The 25741-nt window shown below is 62.4% G+C and carries 24 protein-coding genes; 7 read left to right on the top strand and 17 right to left on the bottom strand.

Annotation, left to right across the window (positions count from 1 at the left end):
- Positions 1–384: 384 nt before the first annotated feature.
- The 11 genes from MOQ67_RS04860 to MOQ67_RS04910 all read right to left on the bottom strand — a co-directional run bounded on the left by MOQ67_RS04860 (position 385) and on the right by MOQ67_RS04910 (position 9935).
- A complete protein-coding gene (locus tag MOQ67_RS04860; RefSeq protein ID WP_104903973.1) occupies positions 385–690 on the bottom strand; it encodes a YkgJ family cysteine cluster protein in 306 nt (101 codons plus the stop codon).
- A gap of 75 nt (positions 691–765) precedes the next feature.
- Positions 766–2037: an SAM-dependent methyltransferase gene (locus MOQ67_RS04865; protein WP_017845512.1), complete on the bottom strand. Its 1272-nt coding sequence runs from the start codon at positions 2035–2037 to the stop codon at positions 766–768.
- Positions 2024–2833 carry a DUF1365 domain-containing protein gene (locus MOQ67_RS04870; protein ID WP_198717095.1) on the bottom strand — a complete coding sequence of 270 codons (810 nt, stop codon included), beginning with the start codon at positions 2831–2833 and terminating at the stop codon, positions 2024–2026. Before MOQ67_RS04870 ends, MOQ67_RS04865 begins: the two co-directional genes overlap by 14 nt.
- Entirely contained in the window at positions 2830–4077 is a 1248-nt protein-coding gene (locus tag MOQ67_RS04875) for an NAD(P)/FAD-dependent oxidoreductase (protein WP_079442823.1), read from the bottom strand. The genes MOQ67_RS04870 and MOQ67_RS04875 overlap by 4 nt, the downstream gene beginning before the upstream one ends.
- Positions 4074–4856, bottom strand: a complete 783-nt coding sequence (locus MOQ67_RS04880; RefSeq protein ID WP_046384752.1) for an SDR family NAD(P)-dependent oxidoreductase — start codon at positions 4854–4856, stop codon at positions 4074–4076. The genes MOQ67_RS04875 and MOQ67_RS04880 overlap by 4 nt, the downstream gene beginning before the upstream one ends.
- Positions 4853–5275 carry a nuclear transport factor 2 family protein gene (locus MOQ67_RS04885; RefSeq protein ID WP_017845508.1) on the bottom strand — a complete coding sequence of 141 codons (423 nt, stop codon included), beginning with the start codon at positions 5273–5275 and terminating at the stop codon, positions 4853–4855. The genes MOQ67_RS04880 and MOQ67_RS04885 overlap by 4 nt, the downstream gene beginning before the upstream one ends.
- The gene (gene phrB / locus MOQ67_RS04890; RefSeq protein ID WP_198717094.1) at positions 5268–6713 is read right to left on the bottom strand and encodes a deoxyribodipyrimidine photo-lyase; all 1446 of its coding nucleotides are present in this window, start codon (positions 6711–6713) and stop codon (positions 5268–5270) included. Before phrB ends, MOQ67_RS04885 begins: the two co-directional genes overlap by 8 nt.
- Positions 6714–7643: a MerR family transcriptional regulator gene (locus MOQ67_RS04895; protein WP_046384750.1), complete on the bottom strand. Its 930-nt coding sequence runs from the start codon at positions 7641–7643 to the stop codon at positions 6714–6716.
- A 15-nt stretch (positions 7644–7658) separates the two neighbouring features.
- Positions 7659–8624 carry a YbgA family protein gene (locus tag MOQ67_RS04900; protein WP_017845505.1) on the bottom strand — a complete coding sequence of 322 codons (966 nt, stop codon included), beginning with the start codon at positions 8622–8624 and terminating at the stop codon, positions 7659–7661.
- A 112-nt stretch (positions 8625–8736) separates the two neighbouring features.
- A complete protein-coding gene (locus MOQ67_RS04905) occupies positions 8737–8952 on the bottom strand; it encodes a TIGR02450 family Trp-rich protein (RefSeq protein WP_017845504.1) in 216 nt (71 codons plus the stop codon).
- Positions 8952–9935 (bottom strand): NAD(P)/FAD-dependent oxidoreductase, encoded by a 984-nt coding sequence (locus MOQ67_RS04910; RefSeq protein ID WP_017845503.1) that lies wholly within the window; start codon positions 9933–9935, stop codon positions 8952–8954. The genes MOQ67_RS04905 and MOQ67_RS04910 overlap by 1 nt, the downstream gene beginning before the upstream one ends.
- Positions 9936–10146: 211 nt before the next feature.
- Here MOQ67_RS04910 and MOQ67_RS04915 point away from each other — a divergent pair, with 211 nt between their 5' ends.
- A complete protein-coding gene (locus MOQ67_RS04915) occupies positions 10147–11046 on the top strand; it encodes a TIGR01777 family oxidoreductase (protein WP_046488062.1) in 900 nt (299 codons plus the stop codon).
- A gap of 14 nt (positions 11047–11060) precedes the next feature.
- Positions 11061–12086: a ferrochelatase gene (hemH, locus tag MOQ67_RS04920; protein WP_017845501.1), complete on the top strand. Its 1026-nt coding sequence runs from the start codon at positions 11061–11063 to the stop codon at positions 12084–12086.
- A gap of 102 nt (positions 12087–12188) precedes the next feature.
- On the opposite strand, the gene MOQ67_RS04925 is transcribed toward hemH, so the two are convergent.
- Entirely contained in the window at positions 12189–14285 is a 2097-nt protein-coding gene (locus tag MOQ67_RS04925; RefSeq protein ID WP_198717093.1) for a TonB-dependent siderophore receptor, read from the bottom strand.
- A gap of 114 nt (positions 14286–14399) precedes the next feature.
- Positions 14400–15554, bottom strand: a complete 1155-nt coding sequence (gene algW, locus MOQ67_RS04930) for a Do family serine endopeptidase AlgW (protein ID WP_017845499.1) — start codon at positions 15552–15554, stop codon at positions 14400–14402.
- A 102-nt stretch (positions 15555–15656) separates the two neighbouring features.
- Between algW and MOQ67_RS04935 the strand changes: the two genes are divergently transcribed.
- From MOQ67_RS04935 to cysN, 3 genes are all read left to right on the top strand, one after another.
- Positions 15657–16415 carry a Nif3-like dinuclear metal center hexameric protein gene (locus MOQ67_RS04935; RefSeq protein WP_102617163.1) on the top strand — a complete coding sequence of 253 codons (759 nt, stop codon included), beginning with the start codon at positions 15657–15659 and terminating at the stop codon, positions 16413–16415.
- A 180-nt stretch (positions 16416–16595) separates the two neighbouring features.
- Complete coding sequence (gene cysD, locus MOQ67_RS04940) at positions 16596–17513, top strand: sulfate adenylyltransferase subunit CysD (RefSeq protein ID WP_010565604.1); 918 nt, start codon at positions 16596–16598, stop codon at positions 17511–17513.
- Positions 17514–17522: 9 nt separating this feature from the next.
- Positions 17523–19421, top strand: coding sequence for a sulfate adenylyltransferase subunit CysN (cysN, locus tag MOQ67_RS04945; protein WP_104903965.1), 1899 nt, complete (start codon positions 17523–17525; stop codon positions 19419–19421).
- A 177-nt stretch (positions 19422–19598) separates the two neighbouring features.
- Here cysN and MOQ67_RS04950 read toward each other — a convergent pair whose 3' ends face one another.
- The 3 genes from MOQ67_RS04950 to MOQ67_RS04960 form a co-directional block, all read right to left on the bottom strand.
- Positions 19599–20498: an acyltransferase gene (locus MOQ67_RS04950; RefSeq protein WP_198717091.1), complete on the bottom strand. Its 900-nt coding sequence runs from the start codon at positions 20496–20498 to the stop codon at positions 19599–19601.
- Complete coding sequence (gene pta / locus MOQ67_RS04955; protein WP_017845495.1) at positions 20499–22598, bottom strand: phosphate acetyltransferase; 2100 nt, start codon at positions 22596–22598, stop codon at positions 20499–20501.
- A 79-nt stretch (positions 22599–22677) separates the two neighbouring features.
- On the bottom strand, positions 22678–22968 hold the full coding sequence (locus tag MOQ67_RS04960) for a DUF3565 domain-containing protein (RefSeq protein WP_046384743.1): 291 nt from the start codon (positions 22966–22968) through the stop codon (positions 22678–22680).
- Between MOQ67_RS04960 and MOQ67_RS04965 the strand changes: the two genes are divergently transcribed.
- The gene (locus tag MOQ67_RS04965; protein ID WP_017845493.1) at positions 22967–23452 is read left to right on the top strand and encodes an FKBP-type peptidyl-prolyl cis-trans isomerase; all 486 of its coding nucleotides are present in this window, start codon (positions 22967–22969) and stop codon (positions 23450–23452) included. The genes MOQ67_RS04960 and MOQ67_RS04965 overlap by 2 nt on opposite strands.
- A gap of 164 nt (positions 23453–23616) precedes the next feature.
- Here the strand turns inward: MOQ67_RS04965 and rpsT are convergent, their stop codons facing one another.
- Positions 23617–23895 (bottom strand): 30S ribosomal protein S20, encoded by a 279-nt coding sequence (gene rpsT, locus MOQ67_RS04970; protein WP_003215870.1) that lies wholly within the window; start codon positions 23893–23895, stop codon positions 23617–23619.
- A 253-nt stretch (positions 23896–24148) separates the two neighbouring features.
- Here rpsT and murJ point away from each other — a divergent pair, with 253 nt between their 5' ends.
- Complete coding sequence (murJ, locus tag MOQ67_RS04975) at positions 24149–25687, top strand: murein biosynthesis integral membrane protein MurJ (protein WP_017845492.1); 1539 nt, start codon at positions 24149–24151, stop codon at positions 25685–25687.
- Positions 25688–25741: the final 54 nt, after the last annotated feature.

Consider the following 25741-nt stretch of genomic DNA (forward strand, 5'->3'; position numbering starts at 1 on the left):
TATTCATCGGCCTGAGATCAGCGGTAAGCGGTCGCGAATCCCTTCGCGTTCGGTGGCATCGAAAACTACTCGTTACCCTGCAAAACCCTGTGGGAGGGGGCTTGCCCCCGATAGCGCAGTGTCAGTCGCAGAATTTGCCAACTGACCCACTGCTATCGGGGGCAAGCCCCCTCCCACATTGAGATATTCGTCGGCCTGAGATCAGCGGTAAGCGGTCGCAATCCCTTCGCGTTCGGCGGCATCGAAAACTATTCGTTACCCTGCAAAACCCTGTGGGAGGGGGCTTGCCCCCGATAGCGCAGTGTCAGCCGCAGAATTTGCCAACTGACCCACTGCTATCGGGGGCAAGCCCCCTCCCACATTGAGATATTCGTCGGTCTGAGATCAGCGGTAAGCGGTCGCAATCCCTTCGCGTTCGGTCAGGCATTCCGGCGCGCCCATCTCGAATTCCCGGCAGATCAGCGGCCGACGCGTATAAATCGTACACATCATCGTGTCCCGGTCCAGCGCCGCGCACCAGCCGTCGTCCAGGCGCAGCATGACTTCGCCGCCCCAATCGTCGGTGTCGATAAAGCGCTCGGGCACGCCCGTGTCGGTGATCAGCATGACTTCCAGCTGGCAGCAGCAGGCCGCGCACGTCGAGCAGGTGACGGCGGGGGTGGTGATTTGGGTGTGGGGGATGTTGGTCATAGGCACGCAGTGTAAGGCAAGCGGGTGACACAGGTGTGAAAGGGCTGACAGACGTTAGCGTACCCGGCGCATTGGTTAAGCACTGAAACGCCCAAGCAACGGCGGGTTGATGGCTGCCGGCTTGGCCAGCAGCAACTGCGCGGTGCCGATGGTGCGCTCCATAAAGCCGCCTTCGCAGTAGCACAGGTAAAACTCCCACAACCGCAGGAAGTATTCGTCGTAGCCCAATTCCATGAGGCGGCCGTGGGCGCGGCGAAAGTTCTCATGCCACAGGCGCAGGGTTCGCGCGTAATGCAGGCCGAAATCTTCCATGTGCAGCAGGTTCATGTCGGTGTCGCGGCTGATGATCTGCAGCATGTTCTGCACACAGGGCAAGGCGCCGCCGGGGAAGATATAGCGCTGGATGAAGTCGACGCTGTTCTTGGCCTGTTCAAAGCGTTGCTCACGGATGGTGATGGCTTGCAGCAGCATCAGCCCATCGCTCTTGAGCAGGCGCGCGCACTGTTTGAAGTAGGTCGGCAGGAAGCGATGGCCCACCGCTTCGATCATTTCGATGGACACCAGCTTGTCGTATTGGCCGCTCAGGTCGCGGTAGTCCTGCAACAGCAGCGTCACCTGGTCTTGCAGCCCCATGGCGGCGATGCGTTGCTGGGTGTAGACAAACTGTTCCCTGGACAAGGTCGTGGTGGTGACTTTGCAGCCATAGTGCCGCGCCGCGTACAACGCCATGCTGCCCCAGCCGGTGCCGATCTCCAGCAGATGGTCGGTGGGTTTAAGCGCGAGTTTCTGGCAGATGCGTTCCAGCTTGTTCAGTTGCGCCTGTTCCAGGGTGTCTTCGGCGCTCAGGAACTGCGCCGCCGAATACATCATGGTCGGGTCGAGGAATTCTTCGAACAGGTCGTTGCCCAGGTCATAGTGGGCGGCGATGTTCTTCTGCGAACCCTTGCGCGTATTGCGGTTGAGCCAATGCAAGCCTTGGGTGAACGGCCGCGCCAGCTTGGCCAGGCCGCCCTCCAGCGCGTCGAGCACCTCCAGGTTGCTGACCATCACACGCACCACGGCGGTCAGGTCCGGGCTGCTCCAATAACCGTGGATAAACGCTTCGCCCGCACCGATCGAGCCGTTGGCCGCCACCAAGCCCCACACCGCCGAATCGAGGATCTGGATCTCGCCCAGCAGATGCGCTTCGCGGGCGCCGAACACTTGGCGTTCGCCGTCTTCGATCAGCACCAGTTGGCCGTGGCGCAATTGGCTGAGTTGCCGCAGCACGGCCTTGCGCAGCAGTGCGGTGGTCACGCCGTTGACGTTCAGGCGGTTGGCCTTGACCGATAAGCTAGGGGATTTCATGGCGGCGATCCTTGGTGTACCCGACGGCGGTGCGAGAGGCGCCATCGGCGGCCTGATGGGGAAAAATCGGTGTGCGTTTGAGCAACAGGCGCAGGGCCTGCCAATAAATCGCCAGGCAGGTCTTGGCGGTCATCCACGGAAAGCGCCACAGATAGCGGTGCAGGCTGGCGCGGTTGAGGGCTTCGCGCTGCAGGCTCAAGGTGGCGTCGAAGACTTTCCGATCGCCCTGCCAGTCGGCCATGTGGACCCCAAGCCTGGCGGCGGGCGGGCTGAAGCTCATGCGGTATTCCAGGTCGGGCGGCAGGAACGGCGATACATGAAACGCCTTGGCCACGGCGAAGTGCTGATGCTCCTCGGCGCCCAGCGCCAGGGCCGGCAGCACGTAGTGATAGCGCTCGCGCCATGGGGTGTTGGTCACTTCACACAGGATCGCGGCCAATTGTCCGTCGGCCTCAAAGCAGTAGAAGAAACTCACCGGGTTAAACGCCAGGCCCCAACTGCGGGCCTGAGTCAGTAGGCAGATAGCGCCCTGGGGTGTACGCCCCAGCGCCTTGCCGACGTGCTGGCGCACGGCATCGCTCAGGCTCATGCCGTGACGGGTGAGTTCACGCAGGTAATCCTGCTGGCGAAAGCCGAAGGCGGCCAGGCGACCTGCGCCGGCCAGGGGCGACAGCCCGAGCACTGCGTCCTGTTCGCTCAAGTCCAGGTACAGCAAGCCGATGCGGTAGCGAAACGCGTGGGCCTTGGGCGCAAACCGGCGATGGGCGATCCAGCCGCTGTACAAGGCGCTGTTCACAGGGCTTCTCCAAACGCCTGGGCCACGCGCAAGGCGCTGATCACGCCGTCTTCGTGGAAGCCGTTGGCCCAATAGGCGCCGCAATAATAGGTATGCTGCGCACCGTTCAACTCTTCCCAACGCGCTTGTGCGGCCACGGCCGCCAGGCTGTATTGCGGGTGGGCATAGGTGTAGCGGGCGAGGATCTTCAGCGGGTTGATCATCGATGTCTGGTTGAGGCTGACGCAAAAGGTCGTGGCGCTGTCGATGCCTTGCAGGATGTTCATGTCATAGGTCACCGCCGCCTGGCTCTGCGCATTGCCGCTGAGCCGGTAGTTCCAGCTGGCCCAGGCCAGTTTGCGGTCTGGCAGCAGGCGCGTGTCGGTGTGCAGCACCACGTCATTGTCGGCGTAGGGCAGGGCGCCGAGGATCTGCTGCTCGGCACTGCTCGGCTCGCCCAGCAGGCCCAGCGCCTGGTCGCTGTGGCAGGCGAACACCACTTTGTCGAAGGTTTCGGTGCCCGCAGCGCTGTGGATCGTCACGCCCTGTGCATCGCGCTCGACCCGATGCACGGGGCAATCGAGGCGAATCCGTTCACGAAAGCCGCGGGTCAGCGGTTCGATGTAGCGGCTTGAGCCGCCCTCGATCACGCACCATTGCGGGCGGTTGCTCACCGACAGCAAGCCGTGGTTCTTGAAGAAGCGCACAAAGAACTGCAAGGGGAAACCGAGCATGTCCGCCAGGGACATCGACCAGATCGCTGCGCCCATCGGCACGATGTAATGCCGGATGAATCGCGGGCCGTAGCCGCCGGCGTCGAGGTAATCGCCCAGGGTCATGTCGGCACTGATGCGTTGCGCTTGCAGGTCCGCCGGCGCCTCGCGGTTGAAGCGCAGAATATCGCGCAACATGCCCCAGAACCCCGGCGACAACAGATTGCGCCGCTGCGCAAACAGGCTGTTGAGGTTATTGCCGTTGTACTCGAACCCGCTGCGGCGGTCGCACACCGAAAAGCTCATCTCGGTGGGTTTGAACTTCACGCCGACCTGACCCAGCAGGCGGATGAAGTTGGGGTAGGTCCAGTCGTTGAATACGATAAAACCGGTGTCCACCGCATAGCTTTTACCCTCGACGGTGACGTTGACCGTGTGGGTATGCCCGCCTATGCGATCGCCCGCTTCGAACAGGGTGATGTCGTGGCGACGGCTGAGCAGGTAGGCGCTGGTCAGCCCGGCAATGCCGCTGCCGATAATCGCGATCTTCACAGGTCGTCCTTTTTTGGCGGCGGGCTGCGCAGCATGCGTTTGCCGATGATCAGTTGCGCGCGATTCGGCAGTTTCGACAACGGCCACAGGGTGGCGATGAACATCGCCGGGAAGGCGATTTCCAGTGGGCGTTTGTCCAGCTTGGCGAAGATATGCCGGGCCGCCTTGTCGGCAGACCAGGCCAGGGGCATCGGGAAGTCATTGCGCTCGGTCAGCGGGGTGTCGACAAAGCCCGGGCTGATCACGGTGACGTCGATGTTTTCCGGCGACAGGCTGATGCGCAGGGATTCGAACAGGTAGCGCAAACCGGCCTTGGACGCGCCATAGGCTTCGGCGCGCGGCATCGGCAGGTAGGTCACGGCGCTGGCCACGCCCACCAGGTGCGGTGCGCGCCCGGCGCGCAACAGTGGCAGTGCGGCTTCGATGCAATAACTGCTGGCGAGCAGGTTGGTGCGTACCACGTGTTCGACGATCGACGCGTCGAATTGCTTGGCATCGACATATTCACAGGTGCCGGCATTGAGGATCACGGTGTCCAGCGACCCCCAGACCTGGGCGATGTGTTCGCCGATTTCGCGCACGGTCTGGCTGTTGGTCAAGTCGCCCGCCACGACCAGCACTTGGCCGGGAAAGCGTTGGGCGAGCGCTTGCAGCGGGCCTTTGGAGCGCGAGCTGAGAGCGACGTGGGCGCCGCTGTTGAGCAGCTCCACGGCGAGGGAGGCGCCGATGCCACTGCTGGCGCCGGTCAGCCAATAACGACGGGGCGGTGTGAGGTTCATCCGACTCTCCTTTTCAGCCAACTGATCACACGGCCGAACACCGGCAAGTGTTCGTAAAGCATTGCGCCGGCATCGAAATAATCCCGATGGCGGTACACCTTGTCGCGCCACATCAGGTGCGAGCAGCCTTCCACTCGGATCACCTTGCCCTTGGCCAGGCGCGGGTGGCAAAAGCTCATTTTCCAGCGCAGGTAACCTTCGCCTTCGGCCACCTGGTCGAAGCCGTGGAAGTCGAAGCGCAACTGGCTGACATTACCGTACAACTGCGCGAAATAGTGGTGCAGCGGCGTGAGCCCGTGGACCTCGTGCAGCGGGTCGGTGAAGACGATGTCCTTGCTGTACAGGCTGTCGAGCAGGTGCAGGTTGTGCTTGTCCAGAGTGGCGAAGGCCTGGGCGAAGCGGCGCAGGAAGTCACTCATGTTCGGCTCCGACGGCCTGGCGCGACGGCAGGCTGCGGAATGCCGCCAATGCACGTTCGCGGGAGTGTTTCAGGTCGACGATCGAGCGCGGGTAGTCGGCCGCGCCGAACAGGCCGCCGACGGCCTGCGGGTTGTGTACGTCGTTTTTATTCAGCGTCGCCAGTTGCGGCAGCCAGTGCTTGATGAATACGCCGTCGCGGTCGAATTTCTGCGACTGGCTCAGCGGGCTGAAAATCCGGAAATACGGCGCCGAATCGGTGCCGGTGGAGGCGCTCCACTGCCAGCCGCCATTGTTGGCTGCCAGGTCGCCGTCGATCAGGTGGCGCATGAAAAAGCGCTCGCCTTCGCGCCAGTCGATCAGCAGGTTCTTGGTCAGGAACATCGCCACCACCATGCGCAGGCGGTTGTGCATCCAGCCGGTTTCCAGCAGTTGGCGCATGGCCGCGTCGATGATCGGCAAACCGGTGCGCGCCTGCTGCCAGGCGGCGAGGTCGTTGGGCGCGTCGCGCCAGGCCACTGCCTCGGTTTCGGGGCGGAAGGCGCGGTGGCGGGACACCCGCGGGTAGCCCACCAGGATGTGCTTGTAGAACTCACGCCAGAGCAGTTCGTTGACCCAGGTGATCGTGCCGATATCGCCGCTTTCGAACTCGCCCTGGTTGCGCTGCAGCGCGGCATGCAGGCACTGGCGCGGCGAAACCACACCCGCCGCGAGGTACGCCGACAGCTGGCTGGTGCCGGGCTTGGCCGGGAAGTCGCGCTCATCCTTGTAATAGCTGATCTGCTGCGCGGCGAATACGTCGAGGCGGCGGCGCGCTTCGTCTTCACCGGCGGGCCAGAGGGCGCGCAGCGTTTCGCTCGGCGTTTCGAAACCGTCGACCTGTTGCGGCACCGGGTCGCTGGTCAGCGCGAGGGCCGCTTGAGCCTTGGGCGTGGCCACCCGGCGCGGCAGGGCGCTGTGCAGGCGGGCGTAGCAGACTTTGCGGAACTGGCTGAACACCTGGAAGTAGGTGCCGGTCTTGGTCAGCACGCTGCCGGGCTGGAAAAACAATTGGTCCAGGTAACGGTGGAAGCTCACGCCGTCGGCTTCCAGGGCCTTGGCCACCGCCGCATCGCGACGGCTTTCGTGGATGCCGTATTCCTCGTTGACGTGGACCGACTCGACCGATAGCTCACGGCACAGCTGGCCGAGTACGGCGGGCGCCTGGTCCCAGGTCGCGGCGCGGCGGATCAGCAAGGGAATATTCAGCGCGCCGAGGGCCTGGCTCAAGTGCTGCAGGTTGCGCAGCCAGAAGTCGACTTTGCACGGCGCATCATCGTGGGCCAGCCATTGCTGCGGGGTGATCAGGTACACGGCCGCCACCGGGCCGCGCTGGCTCGCGGCGGTCAGGGCGGTGTTGTCATGCAGGCGCAGGTCGGTGCGCAGCCAGATCAAGTGCATTTAAACAAGTCCCTGCTGGATCAGTATCTGGTGAGCCGACAATGGGTCTTCGGCGACGAACAATTCAGGGGTGTCGCCAGCTAATGCCGTCAGCTCGGCCTGGTGGATGCATACCGTTGGTCCGACGATCAACTTTGGGCAAGCGATGCCGCCCAGAAGTTTTGCGAGTGCCGACAAATGGAGCGCCTGGCTGGAATACAGCAGCACCGCCCGCGGTTGCAGGTGTTCCACGGCCAGCGCCAGTTCACCGGTCGGCAGCGGCCAGTCGAAGACTTCCACCGGGCAGTCGGCGCTGCTGGCCAGCCAGGCGCTGAGCCACAGGTGCGGTGCCAGGGGCAGGTCGGAATGATTCACCAGCAGCAGCGGTGCGCCGTGCAACTGGCGATTGTTGTGATAGATCCGCGCGCCGAACTTGCTGCGCAACCAGGACAGGAAGAACACCCGTTCCATCTGCGCGCCGAATTGGCCCTGCCAGCGTTGCTCCAGTTCGCGGAGCAGCGGCAGCAGCAGTTGTTCGCACAGGGTGCGCGGCGGGTAGAGCGCCATGGCCTGGTTGAAGGCATCGTCGACCCGGCGTTCGGCCAGCTCGCTGATGGCCTGCACCAGGGTCTGGCGCAGGGTGTGCCATTCGTTTTCGACGGCGTCGGGAGCGACGTGCGCGGAGTCGATCAGGTTTTTCACCTGGCTGACCGGCACGCCGCGATTGAGCCAGGTGAGGATGGTGTGGATGCGTTGCACATGGTCGTGGCTGAACAGCCGGTGGCCCTTGGGCGTGCGCTGCGGCACGATCAGGCCATAGCGGCGTTCCCAGGCGCGCAGGGTCACGGCGTTGACGCCGGTCTGGCGCGCCACTTCACGGATCGGCAGCCAGCCGTCTTCGAGGGCTTGGGCGATATCTTCGCCGGGTTCGTCTTGCAAGGCTGCGGTCATGAGGTTTTTCATGGTTCAGATCGCATTGCGCAGGCTGAGATTTTCCGGGTGTGGCTGCAAGTAAGCCTGCTGCGCGATGTAGCGGTCCGGGTGGAGGCGAAAGTGGTGCTTGAGCAAGGTCAGCGGCACCACCAGCGGCACGATGCCTTGGCGGTATTGGCCGATCACGGTTTGCATTTCCTGTTTGTCGTCGGCGCTGATGGCCTGCTTGAGGTAACCGCTGATGTGTTGCAGCACATTGGTGTGGGTGCCGCGGGTGGCGCACTTTTTCAAGCCGCTCATCAGCGCGCTGAAATAGCCGCTGCCCAATGCGTCGAGGTCCTCGCCCTTGGCCATGCCGCCGAGCAGGTTGCCGAGGCTTTTGTAATGCGCCGGGCTGTGGGCCATCAGCAGGTATTTGTAGCGCGCGTGAAAGGCCAGCAGGCGATGGCGGCTCAGGCCTTCGCCGAGCAATTGTTGCCAGCTGGCGTAGACGAAGACGCGGGTCAGGAAGTTTTCCCGCAGCACCGGGTCATTCAGGCGGCCGTCTTCTTCCACGGGCAGGTTGGGGTGGCGCGCGCAAAAGGCTTGGGCATAGATGCCACGCCCGCCGCCGTCCACCGGTGCGCCGTTTTCACGGTAGACCTTGACCCGTTCCAGGCCGCAGGACGGCGATTTCTGCATGAAGATATAGCCGCACAGGTCGCTGTGCTCGGCGGCCATTTTTTCGCCGTATTCACCCAGCGGCGCGGTGACGTTCAGCTCGCGATGCACGCTGCCCACGGCTTGAGGGGACGCGGCATCGCCCACCAGGCGAATGGTCTCCCGGGGAATGCCCAGGCCGATCGCCACTTCCGGGCACAACGGCACAAAGTCGAAGTACGCAGCGAGCACCTCGCTGCAGAGTTGCGATTGCTTGTGGCCACCGTTGAAACGGACGTTCTCGCCCAGCAGGCAGGCGCTGATACCAATCTTCGGCTTGAAGGACGGGGTGCTGGACATGGGCAAACCTCTGCAAGATTCCTGTACAAGCGTAAAAGCATGTACAGCTAAATCTCATCATAGGTTTGATGCTGTACAAGTCAAATGGTTTGTACAAGTATTTGTGCGAGGGCTATTTCCAGCCGATTCGCCAGTCCTCGGCGCTTTGCAGGGTTTGCCAGGGCAGGCGTTCACCGCGCCGGGTCATGACGGCTTGCAGCTCGATGTCGAGCACGTTGCCTTCTTCATCACAAAACAGTTCGGTGACCAGGAAGTGTTTTTCCTTGTTGCGCGGGTGTGCTGCTGTCCACTTCGACAGCAGCAATTTAGCGGGGTTTATGCGGTTCATTACAGGTGCTCGATCAAGCGTCGCGCGGCTTCCTGGCCACTGAGCCAGGCGCCTTCCACGCGGCCCGACAGGCACCAGTCGCCACAGACGTACAAGCCCAGGTCGGCGTCGGCCAGCACGCCGAATTCATGGGCGCTGGACGGTCGTGCGTAGAGCCAGCGGTGCGCCAGGCTGAACGAAGGCGCGGGCATGGCGCTGTGCAGCAGTTCGGCGAAGGCGCCGTGCAGGTGTTCGATCACCGCTTCTTTGGGCAGGTCCAGATGTTCTTTGCTCCAGGCGCTGGTGGCGTGCAGCACCCAGGTGTCGAGAACGGTGTCGCGCCCCGGTTTGCTGCGGTTGCGGGCCAGCCAGTCGAGGGCGCTGTCTTGCACGAAGCAGCCTTCCATCGGGGTTTCCAGCGGCTTGTCGAAGGCCAGGGCAATGGCCCAGGTCGGGTCCATCTTCACGCCGGCGGCGGCACTTGCCAGCTTCGGTGCGGCGGCCAGCAGGGCGGTCGCTTGCGGGGCGGGCGTGGCGATGATGACGTGGCTGAACGGACCATGGTTGCCGCCGTCGGCGTCCAGCAGGTTCCAGTGCCGTTTGCCTTGGAACACTTCGGTGATACGGCAGCTGAACTGCACCGGCAGGTCGTCGAGCAGGGCGCGGGTGATGGCGCTCATGCGCGGCGTGCCGACCCAGCGGATCTGTTCATCGGGGGAGGGCGTGAGTTCGCCGGACTTGAAGTTATACAGCTGCGGCTTCCATTGCTCGGCCCAGCCATTACCTTGCCAGCGCTGCACTTCGTTGACGAAGCGGCGGTCGCGGGCGGTGAAGTACTGCGCGCCCATGTCCAGTGCGCCGGCGTCGCTGCGCTTGCTGGACATGCGGCCACCACTGCCGCGGCTTTTATCGAAGAGTTGTACAACATGCCCGGCGTCTCGTAACGCTCGGGCGGCGGAGAGACCGGCGATGCCGGTGCCGATGATCGCGATGGGGACAGTCATGGGAGGCCTCGTTTTACCGTTGGGTACAGACTACGCCGACACCAATAGCTGTACAATATTGTTTTTTGGTATAAGTTTTGGCGTACCTGATCGTTTGGAGTGACCTATGGTTAAAGCTGAGGCTTAAATCAATGTCACGCCCGATTGCAAATGATCCCTGCTTATAAAATAGACCAGTGATCGGTGGCGAACGTTACATGAGGAAGATCCCATGCATATTTTGCTGACCGGCGGTACCGGCCTGATCGGCCGTCAACTCTGCCAACATTGGCGGGCGCAAGGGCATCGCCTGACGGTGTGGAGCCGTCGCCCTGAACAGGTCGCCCGGTTATGTGGCGATGCGGTGCGCGGTGTCGCCAGCCTGCAAGAGGTTATCGGCCCGGTGGACGCCGTCATTAATCTGGCCGGCGCGCCAATCGCCGATCGCCCCTGGACGCATAAACGCAAGGCGCTGCTGTGGAGCAGCCGCATCAGCCTGACCGAAACCCTGCTGGTGTGGCTGGAAGGCCTGGCGGAGAAACCGGCGGTGTTGATTTCCGGTTCTGCCGTGGGCTGGTACGGCGACGGCGGCGAGCGCGAACTGACCGAAGCCAGCGGCCCGGTGCAGGACGATTTCCCCAGCCAGTTGTGCGTCGCCTGGGAAGAAACCGCCCAGCGCGCCGAAGCCCTGGGCATTCGCGTGGTGCTGGTGCGTACCGGGCTGGTGCTGGCGGCCGAGGGCGGCTTTTTGTCGCGGCTGTTGCTGCCGTTCAAGCTGGCACTGGGCGGGCCGATTGGGAATGGTCGGCAGTGGATGCCGTGGGTGCATATCCACGATCAAATCGCGCTGATAGATTTTCTTCTGCACCAGCACGACGCCCGCGGTCCCTATAATGCCTGCGCGCCGCACCCGGTGCGTAACCGCGAGTTTGCCAAGACGTTGGGCCAGGTGCTGCACCGCCCGGCGTTCATGCCCATGCCGGCCTTCGTGTTGAAGGTGGGGTTGGGCGAGTTGTCCGGTTTGTTGCTGGGCGGCCAGAAAGCTTTGCCCGAACGCCTGTTGGCGGCCGGTTTCACTTTCCAGTTCACTGAGTTGAAGGCGGCCTTGGACGACTTGTCCAGCCGCCTCTAGAGATAGGATGTTGCATGACGGATCACGCGTTGTTACTGGTCAACCTGGGGTCACCGGCGTCTACTTCGGTGGCCGATGTGCGCAGCTACCTCAATCAGTTCCTGATGGACCCTTACGTGATCGACCTGCCGTGGCCGGTGCGGCGCTTGCTGGTGTCGCTGATCCTGATCAAGCGTCCCGAGCAGTCGGCCCATGCCTATGCCTCGATCTGGTGGGAGGAAGGCTCGCCGCTGGTGGTGCTCAGCCAGCGCCTGCAACAGAAAATGACTGCGCAGTGGACCCAGGGTCCGGTGGAGCTGGCGATGCGTTATGGCGAGCCGTCCCTTGAAACGACCCTGACGCGCCTGGCCGCCCAGGGCGTTCAGAAAATCACCCTGGCGCCGTTGTACCCGCAGTTCGCCGACAGCACCGTGACCACGGTGATTGAAGAAGCCCAGCGGGTGGTGCGCGACAAGAAGCTCAAGGTGCAGTTCTCGATCCTGCAACCGTTCTACGATCAGCCGGAGTACCTCGATGCGTTGGCGGCGAGCGTGCGGCCTTACGTGGCGCAGGAGTACGACCACCTGCTCCTGAGTTTCCACGGCCTGCCCGAGCGCCATCTGACCAAGCTCGACCCTACCGGCGCGCATTGCTTCAAGGATGCCGATTGCTGCCGCAACGCTTCGCCGCAGGTGCTTGCCACGTGTTACCGCGCACAGTGCTTCAGCGTCGCCCGCAATTTTGCCGAGCGCATGGGGCTGCCGGACGGTAAATGGTCGGTGGCATTCCAGTCGCGCCTGGGCCGGGCGAAGTGGATCGAACCCTACACCGAGGCACGCCTGGAAGCGTTGGCCCAGCAAGGCGTGAAAAAGCTGCTGGTGATGTGCCCGGCGTTCGTGGCCGACTGCATCGAGACGCTGGAAGAGATCGGCGACCGTGGCCGGGAGCAATTCCGCGCAGCGGGCGGCGAGGAGTTGGTGCTGGTGCCGTGCTTGAATGACAGCGAGCAGTGGGCGGTGGCGCTTAACACCCTGTGCGAGCGGGCCCCCGTGGCACTGTAATGTGGGAAGGGGCTTGCTCCCGATAGTGGTTTGCCAGTCACCGGATGAGGTGACTGTTGTAGCGCTATCGGGGGCAAGCCCCCTCCCACAGGTTTGACCGTGTTACAGGTTGAGGGTCAGGCTGACCGTGAAGTTGCGCGGTTCACCGGGGCTGACCCAATAGTTGCTGTAGGAGCGTTCGTAGTACTTTTCATCAAACAGGTTGTTAAGGTTCAGGCCCACGGTGACGTTGTCGGTGGCTTTGTAATGCGCCAGCAGGTCCACGGTGTGATAGGCGGGCAGTTCGAAGCTGCCGCCGGCTTCACCGGAGCGATCACCGACATAGGTGAACGCCGCGCCCACGTCTGAACCGCGCAACGTGCCGTCCTGGAATTCATACACGCCCAACAGGCTGCCGCTGCGCTTGGCCACGCCGAGAATGCGGCTGCCGGTGGGGATGGCTTTATCGCCCTTGGTCACTTCGGCATCGATGTAGGCGAACGCGCCGATCACGCGCACCGCCTCGCTCAGTTGCCCGCTCAGTTGCAGGTCAAACCCTTGGCTGCGTGCCTTGCCCATGGCGCGTTGGGTGTCGGTGGCGGGGTCCACGGCCAGCACGTTTTCCTTCTCGATGTGGAACGCGGCGAGGGTCGCGCTGAGGCGCTCGTCGAACAGCTCGCTCTTGATCCCCACTTCATACCCCACGCCCTCTTCAGGCTTGAAGGATTGGCCGCCAGCGTCCAGGCCGTTGTTCGGCTTGAATGAGGTCGAGGCGTTGGCGAACACCCCGACTTCAGGTGTGAGCTGATAGAGCAGGCCGGCGCGCTGGGTCAGGGCGTCGTGGGTCTGGCGGCTCTTGGCGTGATCGCGGGTGAAGTCGTCGGTGTGTTGCTCGAAGTGCTCGAAGCGCGCGCCGAACATGCCGCGCAGGCGTTCGGTGAAGACGATCTGGTCTTGCAGGTTCAGTGCCTGGCTTTTTACCTGTTCGGAGAAGTCAGTGCCGGAGCGCTCGCCATCGGGTTTGGGCTGGCCGTAGACCGGGTTGTAGATGTCGATCGCGTAGGGGCTACCGGCGATGGCGGTCACGCGTTCCTTCTTGCGGTAATCCTCGTACTCGGTGCCGATCAGCAACTCGTGTTGCCAACGACCGATGTCGAACAGACCGCGCAGTTCCAGCTGGGTGATGCTGTCGTGCCAACCCATGGAGCGTTCGCGGTAGCGGCGGTTGACGGTGTGGCCGTCGCTGTTCAGCGCGCGGTTTTCCGAAGCGTCGCCCCACAGGCTGCCTTGTTTGTAATGGCTGGCCAGGCGCAGGGCCCACGTGTCGTTGAGGTGATGTTCGAGGGTGGCCTGGAGGCGGTTGTTGTGGTTGTTGATGTCGCCGTCGTTGGGCTCGCCGAGGAAGGTGGAGCGCGACATGCCGCGCGGCGCGACGATGCCGCGGTCGAAGGTGGAGCGGTGGCGCACGAATTCGCTTTCCACCAGCAGGTGCGTGTCGGGGGCCAGTTGCCAGCTGAAGGACGGCGCGACGAACACCCGCTTGGCGTCTACGTGATCGCGGAAACTATGGTTGTCTTCCACCGCCAGGTTGACCCGTGTCAGCAGTTGCCCTTCGCTGTCGAGCGGGGTGTTCACGTCCAGCGCGGTGCGATAGCGGTCCCAACTGCCGGCGCTGGTTTGCAGGGTGGTGAACGCGTCGGGCTGGGGTTTTTTGGTGACGATATTCACCGTGCCGCCGGGATCGCCGCGCCCGTACAGGCTGGCGGCGGGGCCTTTGAGCACTTCGATGCGTTCGAGATTGGCGGCGTCCGGCGTGCTCGGGTAACCGCGGTTGGCGCTGAAGCCGTCCTGGTAGAACTCCGACGTAGTGAAGCCGCGCACGCTGTATTCATAGAGGGTGAGGCCGCCGAAGTTGTTCTGCTTGGAGACGCCGCCGGCAAATTCCAGGGCGCGTTCCACGTCGGTGCTGCCCAGGTCCTTGAGCACGTTGGCGGGAATCACGCTGATGGATTGCGGGATGTCGCGCAGTGCGGTGTCGGTCTTGGTTGCGCTGGCGGAGCGGGTGGCGCGATAGCCGTTGACCGGGCCGGTGGCGGATTCGTAGGCGTCGGTGGTGACGCTGATGGCGTCCAGTTCAATGCGGGTGTCTTCGGCGCAGGCGGGGTCCAGCAGCAAACCCAAGGCCAGGCCGGCCAAGGGGGGAAACGTGCGAGGCGACATGATAGAGCGTTCCAATAGCGATATTGAAACAATATAACATGTCATTATGTCGGCGATTCGGTTCTGAAATATGTGCTTACAGGTGCCCGCAAACGGGCACCCGGAGGGCGCAGGTTATTCCTCTTCCGTCACCGGCGCGGGCGGTGGGCGCAGGCCGATTTCCGCCGTCAGGTTGAGCTCTTTACCGTTGCGCATCACCTGGATCGTGACCTTGTCGGTCGGCTTGATCCGCGCCACTTGGTTCATCGACTTGCGGCCATCACCGGCCGGTTCGCCGTCGATGCTGAGGATCACATCGCCCAGTTGCAGGCCGGCCTTTTGCGCCGGGCCATCGCGGAAGATCCCGGCGACCACGATGCCCGGGCGCCCGGTCAGGCCAAACGACTCGGCCAGTTCCTTGCTCAGCGGCTGCACTTCGATCCCCAGCCAGCCACGGATCACCTGGCCGTGCTCAATGATCGACTTCATCACTTCCATCGCCAGCTTGACCGGGATCGCAAAACCGATGCCCTGGGAGCCGCCGGACTTGGAGAAAATCGCCGTGTTGATGCCGGTCAGGTTGCCGTTGGCATCCACCAGCGCGCCGCCGGAGTTGCCCGGGTTGATCGCGGCGTCGGTCTGGATGAAGTCTTCGTAGCTGTTGAGGCCCAACTGGTTACGCCCGGTGGCGCTGATGATGCCCATGGTGACCGTCTGGCCGACGCCGAACGGGTTGCCGATGGCCAGCGCGACATCGCCGACCCGCAGCCCTTCGGAGCGGCCGATGGTGATCGCGGGCAGGTTTTTCAGGTCGATCTTCAACACCGCGAGGTCGGTTTCCGGGTCGCTGCCGACCACGCGGGCCAGGGTTTCGCGGCCGTCGCGCAGGGCTACCACAATCTGGTCGGCGCCGGTGGTCACGTGGTTGTTGGTGAGGATGTAGCCTTCCGGGCTCATGATCACCCCGGACCCCAGGCTGGATTCCATGCGTCGCTGCTTGGGGCTGTTGTCGCCGAAATAGCGGCGGAACTGCGGGTCTTCGAACAGCGGGTGCGCCGGCTTGTTGACGACCTTGGTGGTGTACAGGTTGACCACCGCAGGGGCGGCGATGACCACGGCGTCGGCGTAGGTCACCGGGCCTTGCACCATCGTATTGGTTTGCGGGGCCTGTTGCAGGTTCACATCAAGGCTCGGTAAGCCCACCCACTGGGGGTAACGCTGAATAATCATCATCGCGATCAGCACGCCAGCCAGCAATGGCCATCCAAAAAAACGCAGTGCCTTGAGCATCAAGTAAGTCCTGACAGGTTGCAGGGGGCGGGGGAGCGCCCATAATGTCGCGCATTATACGAGGCTGCGAGCGCCTCGGAACGGGATATTTAGGAGTCTTTTATGGCCGTTGCTTTGAGCACCCTCGTCGAGGAAGCGGACCGCTACCTTGGCAGCGCAAAAATTGCCGATTACTGCCCCAACGGCCTGCAGGTCGAGGGGCGCCCGCAGGTGATGCGTATCGTCAGCGGCGTCACCGCCAGCCAGGCATTGCTCGACGCCGCCGTCGAAGCCCAGGCCGACCTGGTGCTGGTCCACCACGGTTATTTCTGGAAGGGCGAGAACCCGTGCATCACCGGCATGAAGCAGCGCCGTCTGAAGACCCTGCTCAAGCACGACATCAGCCTGCTGGCCTACCACCTGCCGCTGGACCTGCACGCCGAGGTCGGCAACAACGTACAGCTTGCTCGGCAGTTGGACATCACCGTCGAAGGCCCGCTGGACCCGGCCGACCTCAAGATCGTCGGGCTGGTCGGCTCTCTCGCGGAGCCGCTGTCGCCGCGTGACTTCGCCCACCGCGTGCAGAGCGTGTTGGGGCGCGAGCCGCTGCTGATCGAAGGCAGCGAGATGATCCGCCGCGTCGGCTGGTGTACCGGCGGTGGCCAGGGTTACATCGATCAGGCGATTGCGGCCAGCGTCGACCTGTACCTGAGCGGCGAAGCCTCCGAACAGACCTTCCACAGCGCCCGCGAAAACGACATCAGCTTTATCGCCGCCGGCCATCACGCCACCGAGCGTTACGGTGTGCAGGCGTTGGGCGATTACCTGGCGCGGCGTTTCGCCCTGGAGCATTTGTTCATCGATTGTCCCAACCCGATCTAACGCACACCACCCTCCCACATTTGGGAGGGTTCGGCCGCCCATCGCCGCCAAACCTCGGGGCATATCCATATACCGTTTCGATCTAGTCGGCGCCCTGAATAGAAGCAGGTGCTGTGCTAGCATGCCTCGCTCGAACACGGCCCGCTGGCCGTCCATAAGATCGTTTTTCCGTGAGTAGCCATGGTCGACAAACTGACGCATCTGAAACAGCTGGAGGCGGAAAGCATCCACATCATCCGCGAGGTCGCCGCCGAGTTCGACAACCCGGTGATGCTCTACTCGATCGGTAAAGACTCCGCCGTGATGCTGCACCTGGCACGCAAGGCGTTCTTCCCGGGCAAGCTGCCGTTCCCGGTGATGCACGTCGACACCCAGTGGAAATTCCAGGAGATGTACACGTTCCGCGACCGCATGGTTGAAGAACTGGGCCTGGACCTGATCACCCACGTCAACCCGGACGGTGTGGCGCAGGGCATCAACCCGTTCACCCACGGCAGCGCCAAGCACACCGACATCATGAAGACCGAAGGCCTCAAGCAGGCCCTGGACAAGTATGGTTTCGACGCAGCCTTCGGCGGTGCCCGTCGCGATGAAGAGAAATCCCGTGCCAAAGAGCGCGTGTACTCGTTCCGCGACAGCAAGCACCGCTGGGACCCGAAAAACCAGCGCCCGGAGCTGTGGAACGTCTATAACGGCAACGTCAACAAGGGCGAGTCGATCCGTGTGTTCCCGCTGTCCAACTGGACCGAACTGGACATCTGGCAATACATCTACCTGGAAGGCATCCCGATCGTGCCGCTGTACTTCGCCGCCGAGCGCGATGTGATCGAGAAGAACGGCACGTTGATCATGATCGACGACGACCGCATCCTCGAGCACTTGTCCGACGAAGACAAAGCCCGCATCGTCAAAAAGAAAGTCCGTTTCCGTACCCTTGGCTGCTACCCGTTGACGGGCGCGGTGGAGTCCGAAGCGGAGACGCTGACGGACATCATTCAGGAAATGCTCCTGACGCGAACTTCCGAGCGCCAGGGCCGGGTCATCGACCACGATGGTGCCGGCTCGATGGAAGATAAAAAACGTCAAGGCTATTTCTAAGGGGTTGTCATGTCGCATCAATCTGATTTGATCAGCGAGGACATCCTCGCCTACCTGGGCCAGCACGAGCGCAAGGAAATGTTGCGCTTCCTGACCTGCGGCAACGTCGACGACGGCAAGAGCACCCTGATCGGGCGCCTGCTGCACGACTCCAAGATGATCTACGAAGATCACCTGGAAGCCATCACCCGCGATTCGAAGAAGGTCGGCACCACCGGTGACGACATCGACCTGGCTCTGCTGGTCGACGGCCTGCAGGCCGAGCGCGAGCAAGGCATCACCATCGATGTCGCCTACCGCTACTTCTCCACCGCCAAGCGTAAATTCATCATTGCCGACACCCCCGGCCATGAGCAGTACACCCGCAACATGGCCACCGGTGCGTCCACCTGTGACCTGGCGATCATCCTGGTCGACGCGCGCTACGGCGTGCAGACCCAGACCCGTCGCCACAGCTTCATTGCCTCGTTGCTGGGCATCAAGCACATCGTGGTCGCCATCAACAAGATGGACCTCAACGGCTTCGACGAAGGCGTATTCGAGCAGATCAAGGCCGACTACCTGAAGTTCGCCGACGGCATCGCCTTCAAACCGAGCACCATGGCGTTCGTGCCGATGTCGGCGCTCAAGGGCGACAACGTGGTGAACAAGAGCGAGCGTTCGCCGTGGTACACCGGCCAGTCGCTGATGGAGATCCTCGAGACCGTCGAGATCGCCAACGACCGCAACTACACCGACCTGCGTTTCCCAGTGCAGTACGTCAACCGTCCGAACCTGAACTTCCGCGGTTTCGCCGGCACCCTGGCCAGCGGCATCGTCCACAAGGGCGACGAAGTCGTGGTGCTGCCGTCGGGCAAGAGCAGCCGCGTCAAATCCATCGTCACCTTCGACGGTGAACTGGAACACGCCGGTCCCGGCCAGGCCGTGACCCTGACCATGGAAGACGAGATCGACATCTCCCGTGGCGACCTGCTGGTGCATGCCGACAACGTGCCGCAAGTGACCGACGCCTTCGACGCCATGCTGGTGTGGATGGCCGAAGAGCCGATGCTGCCGGGCAAGAAATACGACATCAAGCGCGCCACCAGCTACGTGCCGGGTTCCATCACCAGCATCGTGCATCGCGTGGACGTGAACACCCTGGCCGAAGGCCCGGCGAGTTCGCTGCAGTTGAACGAAATCGGCCGGGTCAAGGTCAGCCTCGACGCCGCCATCGCCCTGGACGGTTACGCGAGCAACCGCACCACCGGCGCGTTCATCGTCATCGACCGCTTGACCAATGGCACCGTGGCCGCGGGCATGATCATCGCGCCGCCGGTCAGCCACGGCAGCGTTGCGCAGCACGGCAAGTTGGCCCATGTGGCCACCGAAGAGCGCGCCCAGCGCTTCGGCCAGCAGCCGGCCACCGTGTTGTTCAGCGGCTTGTCGGGCGCCGGCAAAAGCACCCTGGCCTATGCGGTTGAGCGCAAGTTGTTCGACATGGGCCGCGCGGTGTTTGTGCTGGATGGCCAGAACCTGCGCCACGACCTGAACAAAGGTTTGCCGCAGGATCGCGTTGGGCGTACCGAGAACTGGCGTCGTGCGGCTCACGTCGCACGCCAGTTCAACGAAGCCGGCCTGCTGACCCTGGCCGCGTTCGTTGCGCCGGATGCCGAAGGGCGTGAACAGGCCAAGGCACTGATCGGTGCCGACCGCTTGCTGACGGTCTACGTGCAGGCTTCGCCGCTGGTGTGCGCCGAGCGTGATCCACAAGGCTTGTACGCGGCCGGTGGGGATAACATCCCTGGCGAGTCCTTCCCCTACGACGTGCCGTTGAATGCCGATCTGGTGATCGACACCCAGGCCCTGTCGCTGGAAGACAGCGTCAAGCAAGTGCTGGAGCTGTTGCGTCAGCGCGGCGCGATCTAAACCTCGCCGCTACAAAAAAGCCCGCCACCGAGTGATCGGTGGCGGGCTTTTTCACATCCTCAAGATCGGGCTCGGTCAAATGTGGGAGGGGGCTTGCCCCCGATTGCAGAGTGTCAGTCAGAGCATCGGGTGACTGAACCACCGCTATCGGGGGCAAGCCCCCCTCCCACATTTTGATCAGTGGCGGCCTGGGTAGTCGGTGTGCAACTGTTTCAGCAGCGCGTCCTTGTCTTCCCACAACCGGTTGATCCAGGCCTGGAACGCCAGCCGATACTCGCTATCCTGCTCATAATTCTTGCCAATGAACTCGGCCGGAATCTGCACCTCTTCGAACTGCACCACCACGTCCTGCACATTCCCACACAACAAGTCCCAGTAGCCTGGGCGCCCGGCGGGGTAGTGGATGGTCACATTGACCAACGACTTGAGCTGCTCACCCATGGCATCCAGCACAAACGCGATACCGCCAGCCTTGGGCTTGAGCAGGTAGCGAAACGGCGACTTCTGCTGCGCATGCTTGCCGACGGTAAACCGCGTGCCTTCGGCAAAGTTGAAAATGCCCACAGGGTTGGCGCGAAACTTCGCGCAGGTCTTGCGGGTGGTTTCCAGGTCCTTGCCTTTCTTCTCCGGGTGTTTTTCCAGGTAGGCCTTGGAGTAGCGCTTCATGAACGGAAAGCCCAACGCCCACCAGGCCAGGCCAATCACCGGCACCCAGATCAGTTCCTGCTTGAGAAAGAACTTCAGCGGGCGAATGCGGCGATTGAGCACGTATTGCAGGACCATGATGTCGACCCAGCTCTGGTGGTTGCTGGTCACCAGATAAGAGTGCTGGTAGTCCAGCCCTTCCAGGCCTTTGAGGTGCCAGCGGGTGCGCCGCACCAGGTTCATCCACGCCTTGTTGTTGCTGATCCAGGCTTCATGGGTGTGGTTCATCAGCCATTCGCTGAAACGTTTGGTGAACGGCAGGGCCTTGAACAGCGCGACGATGAACAGGAACGAACACAGCAGGATCGTGTTCAGCGCCAGCAGCAACGACGCGATTACCCCGCGCACGGCGGCAGGTAGAAAATCCAGCATTTAGATATCCATAGGTCGGTTGGCGGCTTGAATCGCGGTCAGGGCGATGGTGTACACAATGTCGTCGACCTGGGCGCCGCGCGGCAGGTCGTTCACCGGTTTGCGCAGGCCCTGGAGCATCGGCCCGAGGCTGACGCAATCGGCGCTGCGTTGTACCGCCTTGTGGGTGGTGTTGCCGGTGTTCAGGTCGGGGAACACGAAGACCGTGGCCTTGCCCGCCACCAGGCTGTTGGGCGCCAGTTGCCGGGCGACGGTTTCGTTGGCGGCGGCATCGTATTGCAACGGGCCGTCGATCAGCAGCGAACTTTGCTGTTCATGGGCGAGCAGGGTGGCTTCGCGGACCTTTTCCACCTCTTCGCCGCTGGCCGACTCACCGCTGGAATAGCTGATCATCGCCACCCGCGGGGTGATACCGAACGCGGCCGCCGAGTCGGCGCTCTGCAGGGCGATTTCCGCCAGTTCGACGGCGCTCGGGTGCGGGTTCATCACACAGTCGCCGTACACCAGCACCTGTTCGGGGAACAGCATGAAGAACACCGACGACACCAGGGTGCAGCCCGGCGCGGTCTTGATCAGTTGCAGGGCCGGGCGGATGGTGTTCGCGGTGGAGTGGATAACGCCGGAGACCAGGCCGTCGACTTCATCCAGGGCGAGCATCATGGTCGCGATCACCACGGTGTCTTCGAGCTGCTGTTCGGCCATCGGCGCGTTGAGGCTTTTGCTTTTGCGCAACGCGACCATCGGTTCGACATAACGCTCGCGGATCAGGTCCGGGTCGAGAATCTCCAGGCCTTCGGGCAATTCGATGCCCTGGGCGCGGGCGACCGCTTCCACATCCGCCGGCTTGGCCAGCAACACGCAGCGGGCAATGCCACGGGCCTGGCAGATCGCGGCGGCTTGCACGGTCAACGGCTCGCTGCCTTCGGGCAGGACAATGCGCTTGTTGGCGGCCTGGGCGCGTTGGATCAACTGGTAGCGGAACACTGCCGGCGACAGGCGCATCTCCCGTGGCGTGCCGCAGCGTTGGTGCAGCCAGCGCGCATCGAGGTGGCTGGCGACGAAATCGGTGATGATCTCGGCCCGCTCACGGTCATCGATGGGAATTTCCTTGTTCAGGTTGTTGAGCAGGTTCGCGGTCTCGTAGGAACCGGTACTCACCGACAGCACCGGCAGCCCGGCCTGGAACGCGCCTCGGCAGAGGTCCATGATGCGCGGGTCGGGCAGGGTGTCGCTGGTCAGCAGCAGGCCGGCCAGGGGCACGCCGTTGATCGCCGCCAGGCTGACGGCGAGGATGATGTCGTCGCGGTCACCCGGTGTCACCACCAGCACGCCCGGCTTGAGCAGTTCCACGGTGTTGCGCATGGTGCGGGCGCAGATGATGATCTTGGTCATGCGCCGGGTTTCGTAATCCCCGGCGTTGAGGATCTGCGCGCTCATCAGGTCGGCGACGTCACGGGTGCGCGGCGCGTTGAGTTCGGGCTGGAAAGGAATGCAGCCGAGCAGGCGGAAATCCCCGCTGCGCAGCAACGGCGAATGCTCCTTGAGGCGCGCCGAGAAGGCCTCCATGCTTTCATCGGTGCGTACCTTGTTGAGGATCACGCCGAGCACTTTCGGGTCCTTCGGGCCGCCGAACAGTTGGGCCTGCAGCTCCACGCGGCCGGAGAGTTCGGTGAGCACTTCGTTTTCCGGCGCCGAGACCAGGATTACTTCCGCATCCAGGCTCTTGGCCAGGTGCAGGTTGACCCGCGCCGCATAGCTGGCGCTGCGGGTCGGCACCATGCCTTCGACGATCAGCACGTCCTTGCCCACGGCGGCCTGCTGATACAGGGTGATGATTTCTTCGAGCAACTCGTCGAGCTGGCCGTCGCCGAGCATCCGCTCGACATGGGCCAGGCCCAGGGGCTGCGGCGGTTTGAGGCCGTGGGTGCGCGCGACCAGCTCGGTGGAGCGTTCGGGGCCGGTGTCGCCGGGGTGCGGCTGGGCAATCGGTTTGAAGAAGCCGACTTTCAACCCGGCACGTTCAAGGGTGCGGACCAGCCCAAGGCTGATAGAGGTCAGACCCACACCAAAATCGGTGGGCGCGATAAAAAAAGTCTGCATGCGAATTCTCTGGAGGTGCATGGCTTCGGTGGCGCTCTATGGTTGAGTGCCTACCGGGAATCAGGCGCCAAGGTTATCGTTATTCGCGCTCCTGCGCACACCAGCCGCAGGCAAAGGGCTGGCCTATTTTTTCCAGGCGGCGTGCGGGGTCGAGCACCCAGGCGCGCGATTGCCAGGGCGGCTGGTGGCGCAGGTGCTGGGTGTGGCCGCAGGACAGCTCGGCAACCCAGTGCCGGTCGTCGTCCTGGTGGAATCCGATGATGACGACGGCCGTTGATTGGTCCCGTCCGTCCGGGTTCTGTTCGCTTTCGGGCAAATCCTTGTTTAGACTTGTCCGTTCTTCATTCTTATGCAAAAGGTCTCGCCCCATGACGATCGCCGCTAACAAGGCTGTCTCCATCGACTATACCCTGACCAACGACGCTGGTGAGGTCATCGACAGCTCAGCCGGCGGCGCGCCGCTGGTCTACCTGCAAGGCGCAGGCAACATTATCCCGGGCCTGGAAAACGCCCTGGTCGGCAAGAGCGTCGGTGATGAACTGACCGTTGTCGTAGAGCCTGAAAATGCTTACGGCGAATACTCCGCCGAACTGGTCAGCACCCTGAGCCGCAGCATGTTCGAAGGTGTCGACGAACTGGAAGTGGGCATGCAGTTCCACGCTTCCGCGCCAGACGGCCAAATGCAGATCGTCACCATCCGTGATCTGGACGGCGACGACGTCACTGTCGACGGTAACCACCCTCTGGCAGGCCAGCGCCTGAACTTCCAAGTGAAGATCGTTGCCATCCGCGACGCTTCCCAGGAAGAAGTCGCTCACGGCCACGTCCACGGTGAAGGCGGTCATCACCATTGATCGATGTTTTGATCAGGTGGTAGCAAAAACGCCCCGACTGGTTCGGGGCGTTTTTTTGTGCGTGCAATAAAGATGTATGGCGCCCAAACAAAAATGCCCCGGACCTTTCGGTACGGGGCATTTCTTAACTGTTACGCAGGTAAACCTGCGTGGCAGTTTATCGCTTAGGCTGCAGCAGCAAGGTTCAGAGCCTTGATGTGGCCGTTCAGGCGACCTTTATGGCGAGCAGCTTTGTTCTTGTGGATGATGCCTTTATCGGCCATACGGTCGATAACTGGCACAGCCAGAACGTAAGCAGCTTGAGCTTTTTCAGCGTCTTTTGCGTCAATGGCCTTAACTACATTCTTGATGTAGGTACGAACCATGGAACGCAGGCTGGCGTTGTGGCTGCGACGCTTCTCAGCCTGTTTTGCACGTTTTTTGGCGGAAGGTGTGTTGGCCACCGTCGAGCTCCTCGAAAGACTTTTTAGGAAATAGCAAACAAAATAGGCCGCGAATCATGCCGATGAGTTGATGGGTTGTCAAGGGCGGTTGATGCGAACTGCTGAGTGGTCGATCTGAAGAGGCGGGTGATTTATTTCCGGCGCTTGACCTGTAAACTCGCGAGCTTTGGCGCTGTGCTGTTGCAGGCGCGCAGTATCGCATAAGTAGGCGCGTAGTTCGCCTGCTCTTTATCTATAGGCGCAAACTCTTTCAATGAATCTGCTCAAATCGTTGGCTGCCGTCAGCTCAATCACGATGATTTCCCGGGTATTGGGGTTTGTGCGTGACACCTTGTTGGCTCGCATTTTCGGCGCCAGCATGGCCACGGATGCGTTCTTCATTGCCTTTAAACTGCCCAACCTGTTGCGGCGGATCTTCGCCGAGGGCGCGTTTTCCCAGGCGTTCGTGCCGATTCTGGCGGAATACAAGACGCAGCAGGGCGAGGAGGCGACCCGCACATTCATCGCCTATGTCTCGGGCTTGCTGACCCTGGTGTTGATGCTGGTGACTGTGGCCGGCATGCTCGCCGCGCCGTGGGTGATCTGGGCCACGGCGCCTGGTTTTGCCAATACGCCGGAAAGATTCGCACTGACCACTGATCTGCTGCGGGTGACTTTCCCCTACATATTGCTGATTTCCCTGTCATCCCTGGCTGGCGCCATCCTCAATACCTGGAACCGTTTCTCGGTGCCGGCGTTCGTGCCGACCCTGCTTAACGTCAGCATGATTATTTTCGCGCTGTTCCTCACTCCCTACTTCGATCCGCCGGTCATGGCCCTGGGCTGGGCCGTCCTGGCCGGCGGCCTGGCGCAATTGCTCTACCAACTGCCGCACCTGAAAAAGATCGGCATGCTCGTGTTGCCGCGCCTGAACCTCAAGGACACCGGCGTCTGGCGCGTGATGCGCAATATGCTGCCGGCGATCCTCGGGGTTTCGGTCAGCCAGATTTCGCTGATCATCAACACCGCGTTCGCCTCATTGCTGGTGTCCGGTTCGGTGTCGTGGATGTACTACGCCGATCGCTTGATGGAGCTGCCGTCCGGCGTCCTCGGCGTGGCCCTGGGCACGATTCTGCTGCCGACGCTGGCGCGTACTTACGCGAGCAAGGACCGCCATGAATACTCGCGCATTCTCGATTGGGGCCTGCGCCTGTGCTTCGTGCTGGTGTTGCCGTGCTCCCTGGCCCTGGGAATCCTCGCCGAGCCGCTGACGGTGTCGTTGTTCCAGTACGGGCAATTCGGCGCACACGATGCCTTGATGACTCAGCGCGCGCTGATCGCTTACTCGGTCGGTCTGCTTGGGATTATCGTGATCAAAGTGCTGGCGCCGGGGTTCTACGCCCAGCAAAACATCCGCACGCCGGTGAAGATCGCGATCTTCACGCTGGTCGTCACGCAACTGCTCAACCTGGTGTTCATCGGTCCGCTGGCGCATGCCGGCCTGGCCCTGGCCATCAGCGCCGGTGCCTGTATCAATGCCGGCCTGCTGTTTTACCAACTGCGCAAACAGCAGATGTTCCAGCCGCAGCCTGGCTGGGGCATGTTTGCCCTCAAGCTGCTGGTGGCGGTGGCGATGATGTCGGCGGTATTGCTGGGCCTGATGCACTTCATGCCGGCCTGGGATCAAGGCCATATGCTCGAGCGTTTCTTGCGCCTGGGCGTGCTGGTGGTGGCGGGCGTGGTGGTGTACTTCGGGATGTTGCTGCTGCAAGGTTTCCGCCTGCGGGATTTCAATCGCAAGGCGCTGGGTTAGCGAGTTTGCCGCGATAAAACCGGTGTTTTATCGATTCCATCCATTTTGCCCTGC

The organism is Pseudomonas sp. LY-1, from assembly GCF_053502595.1.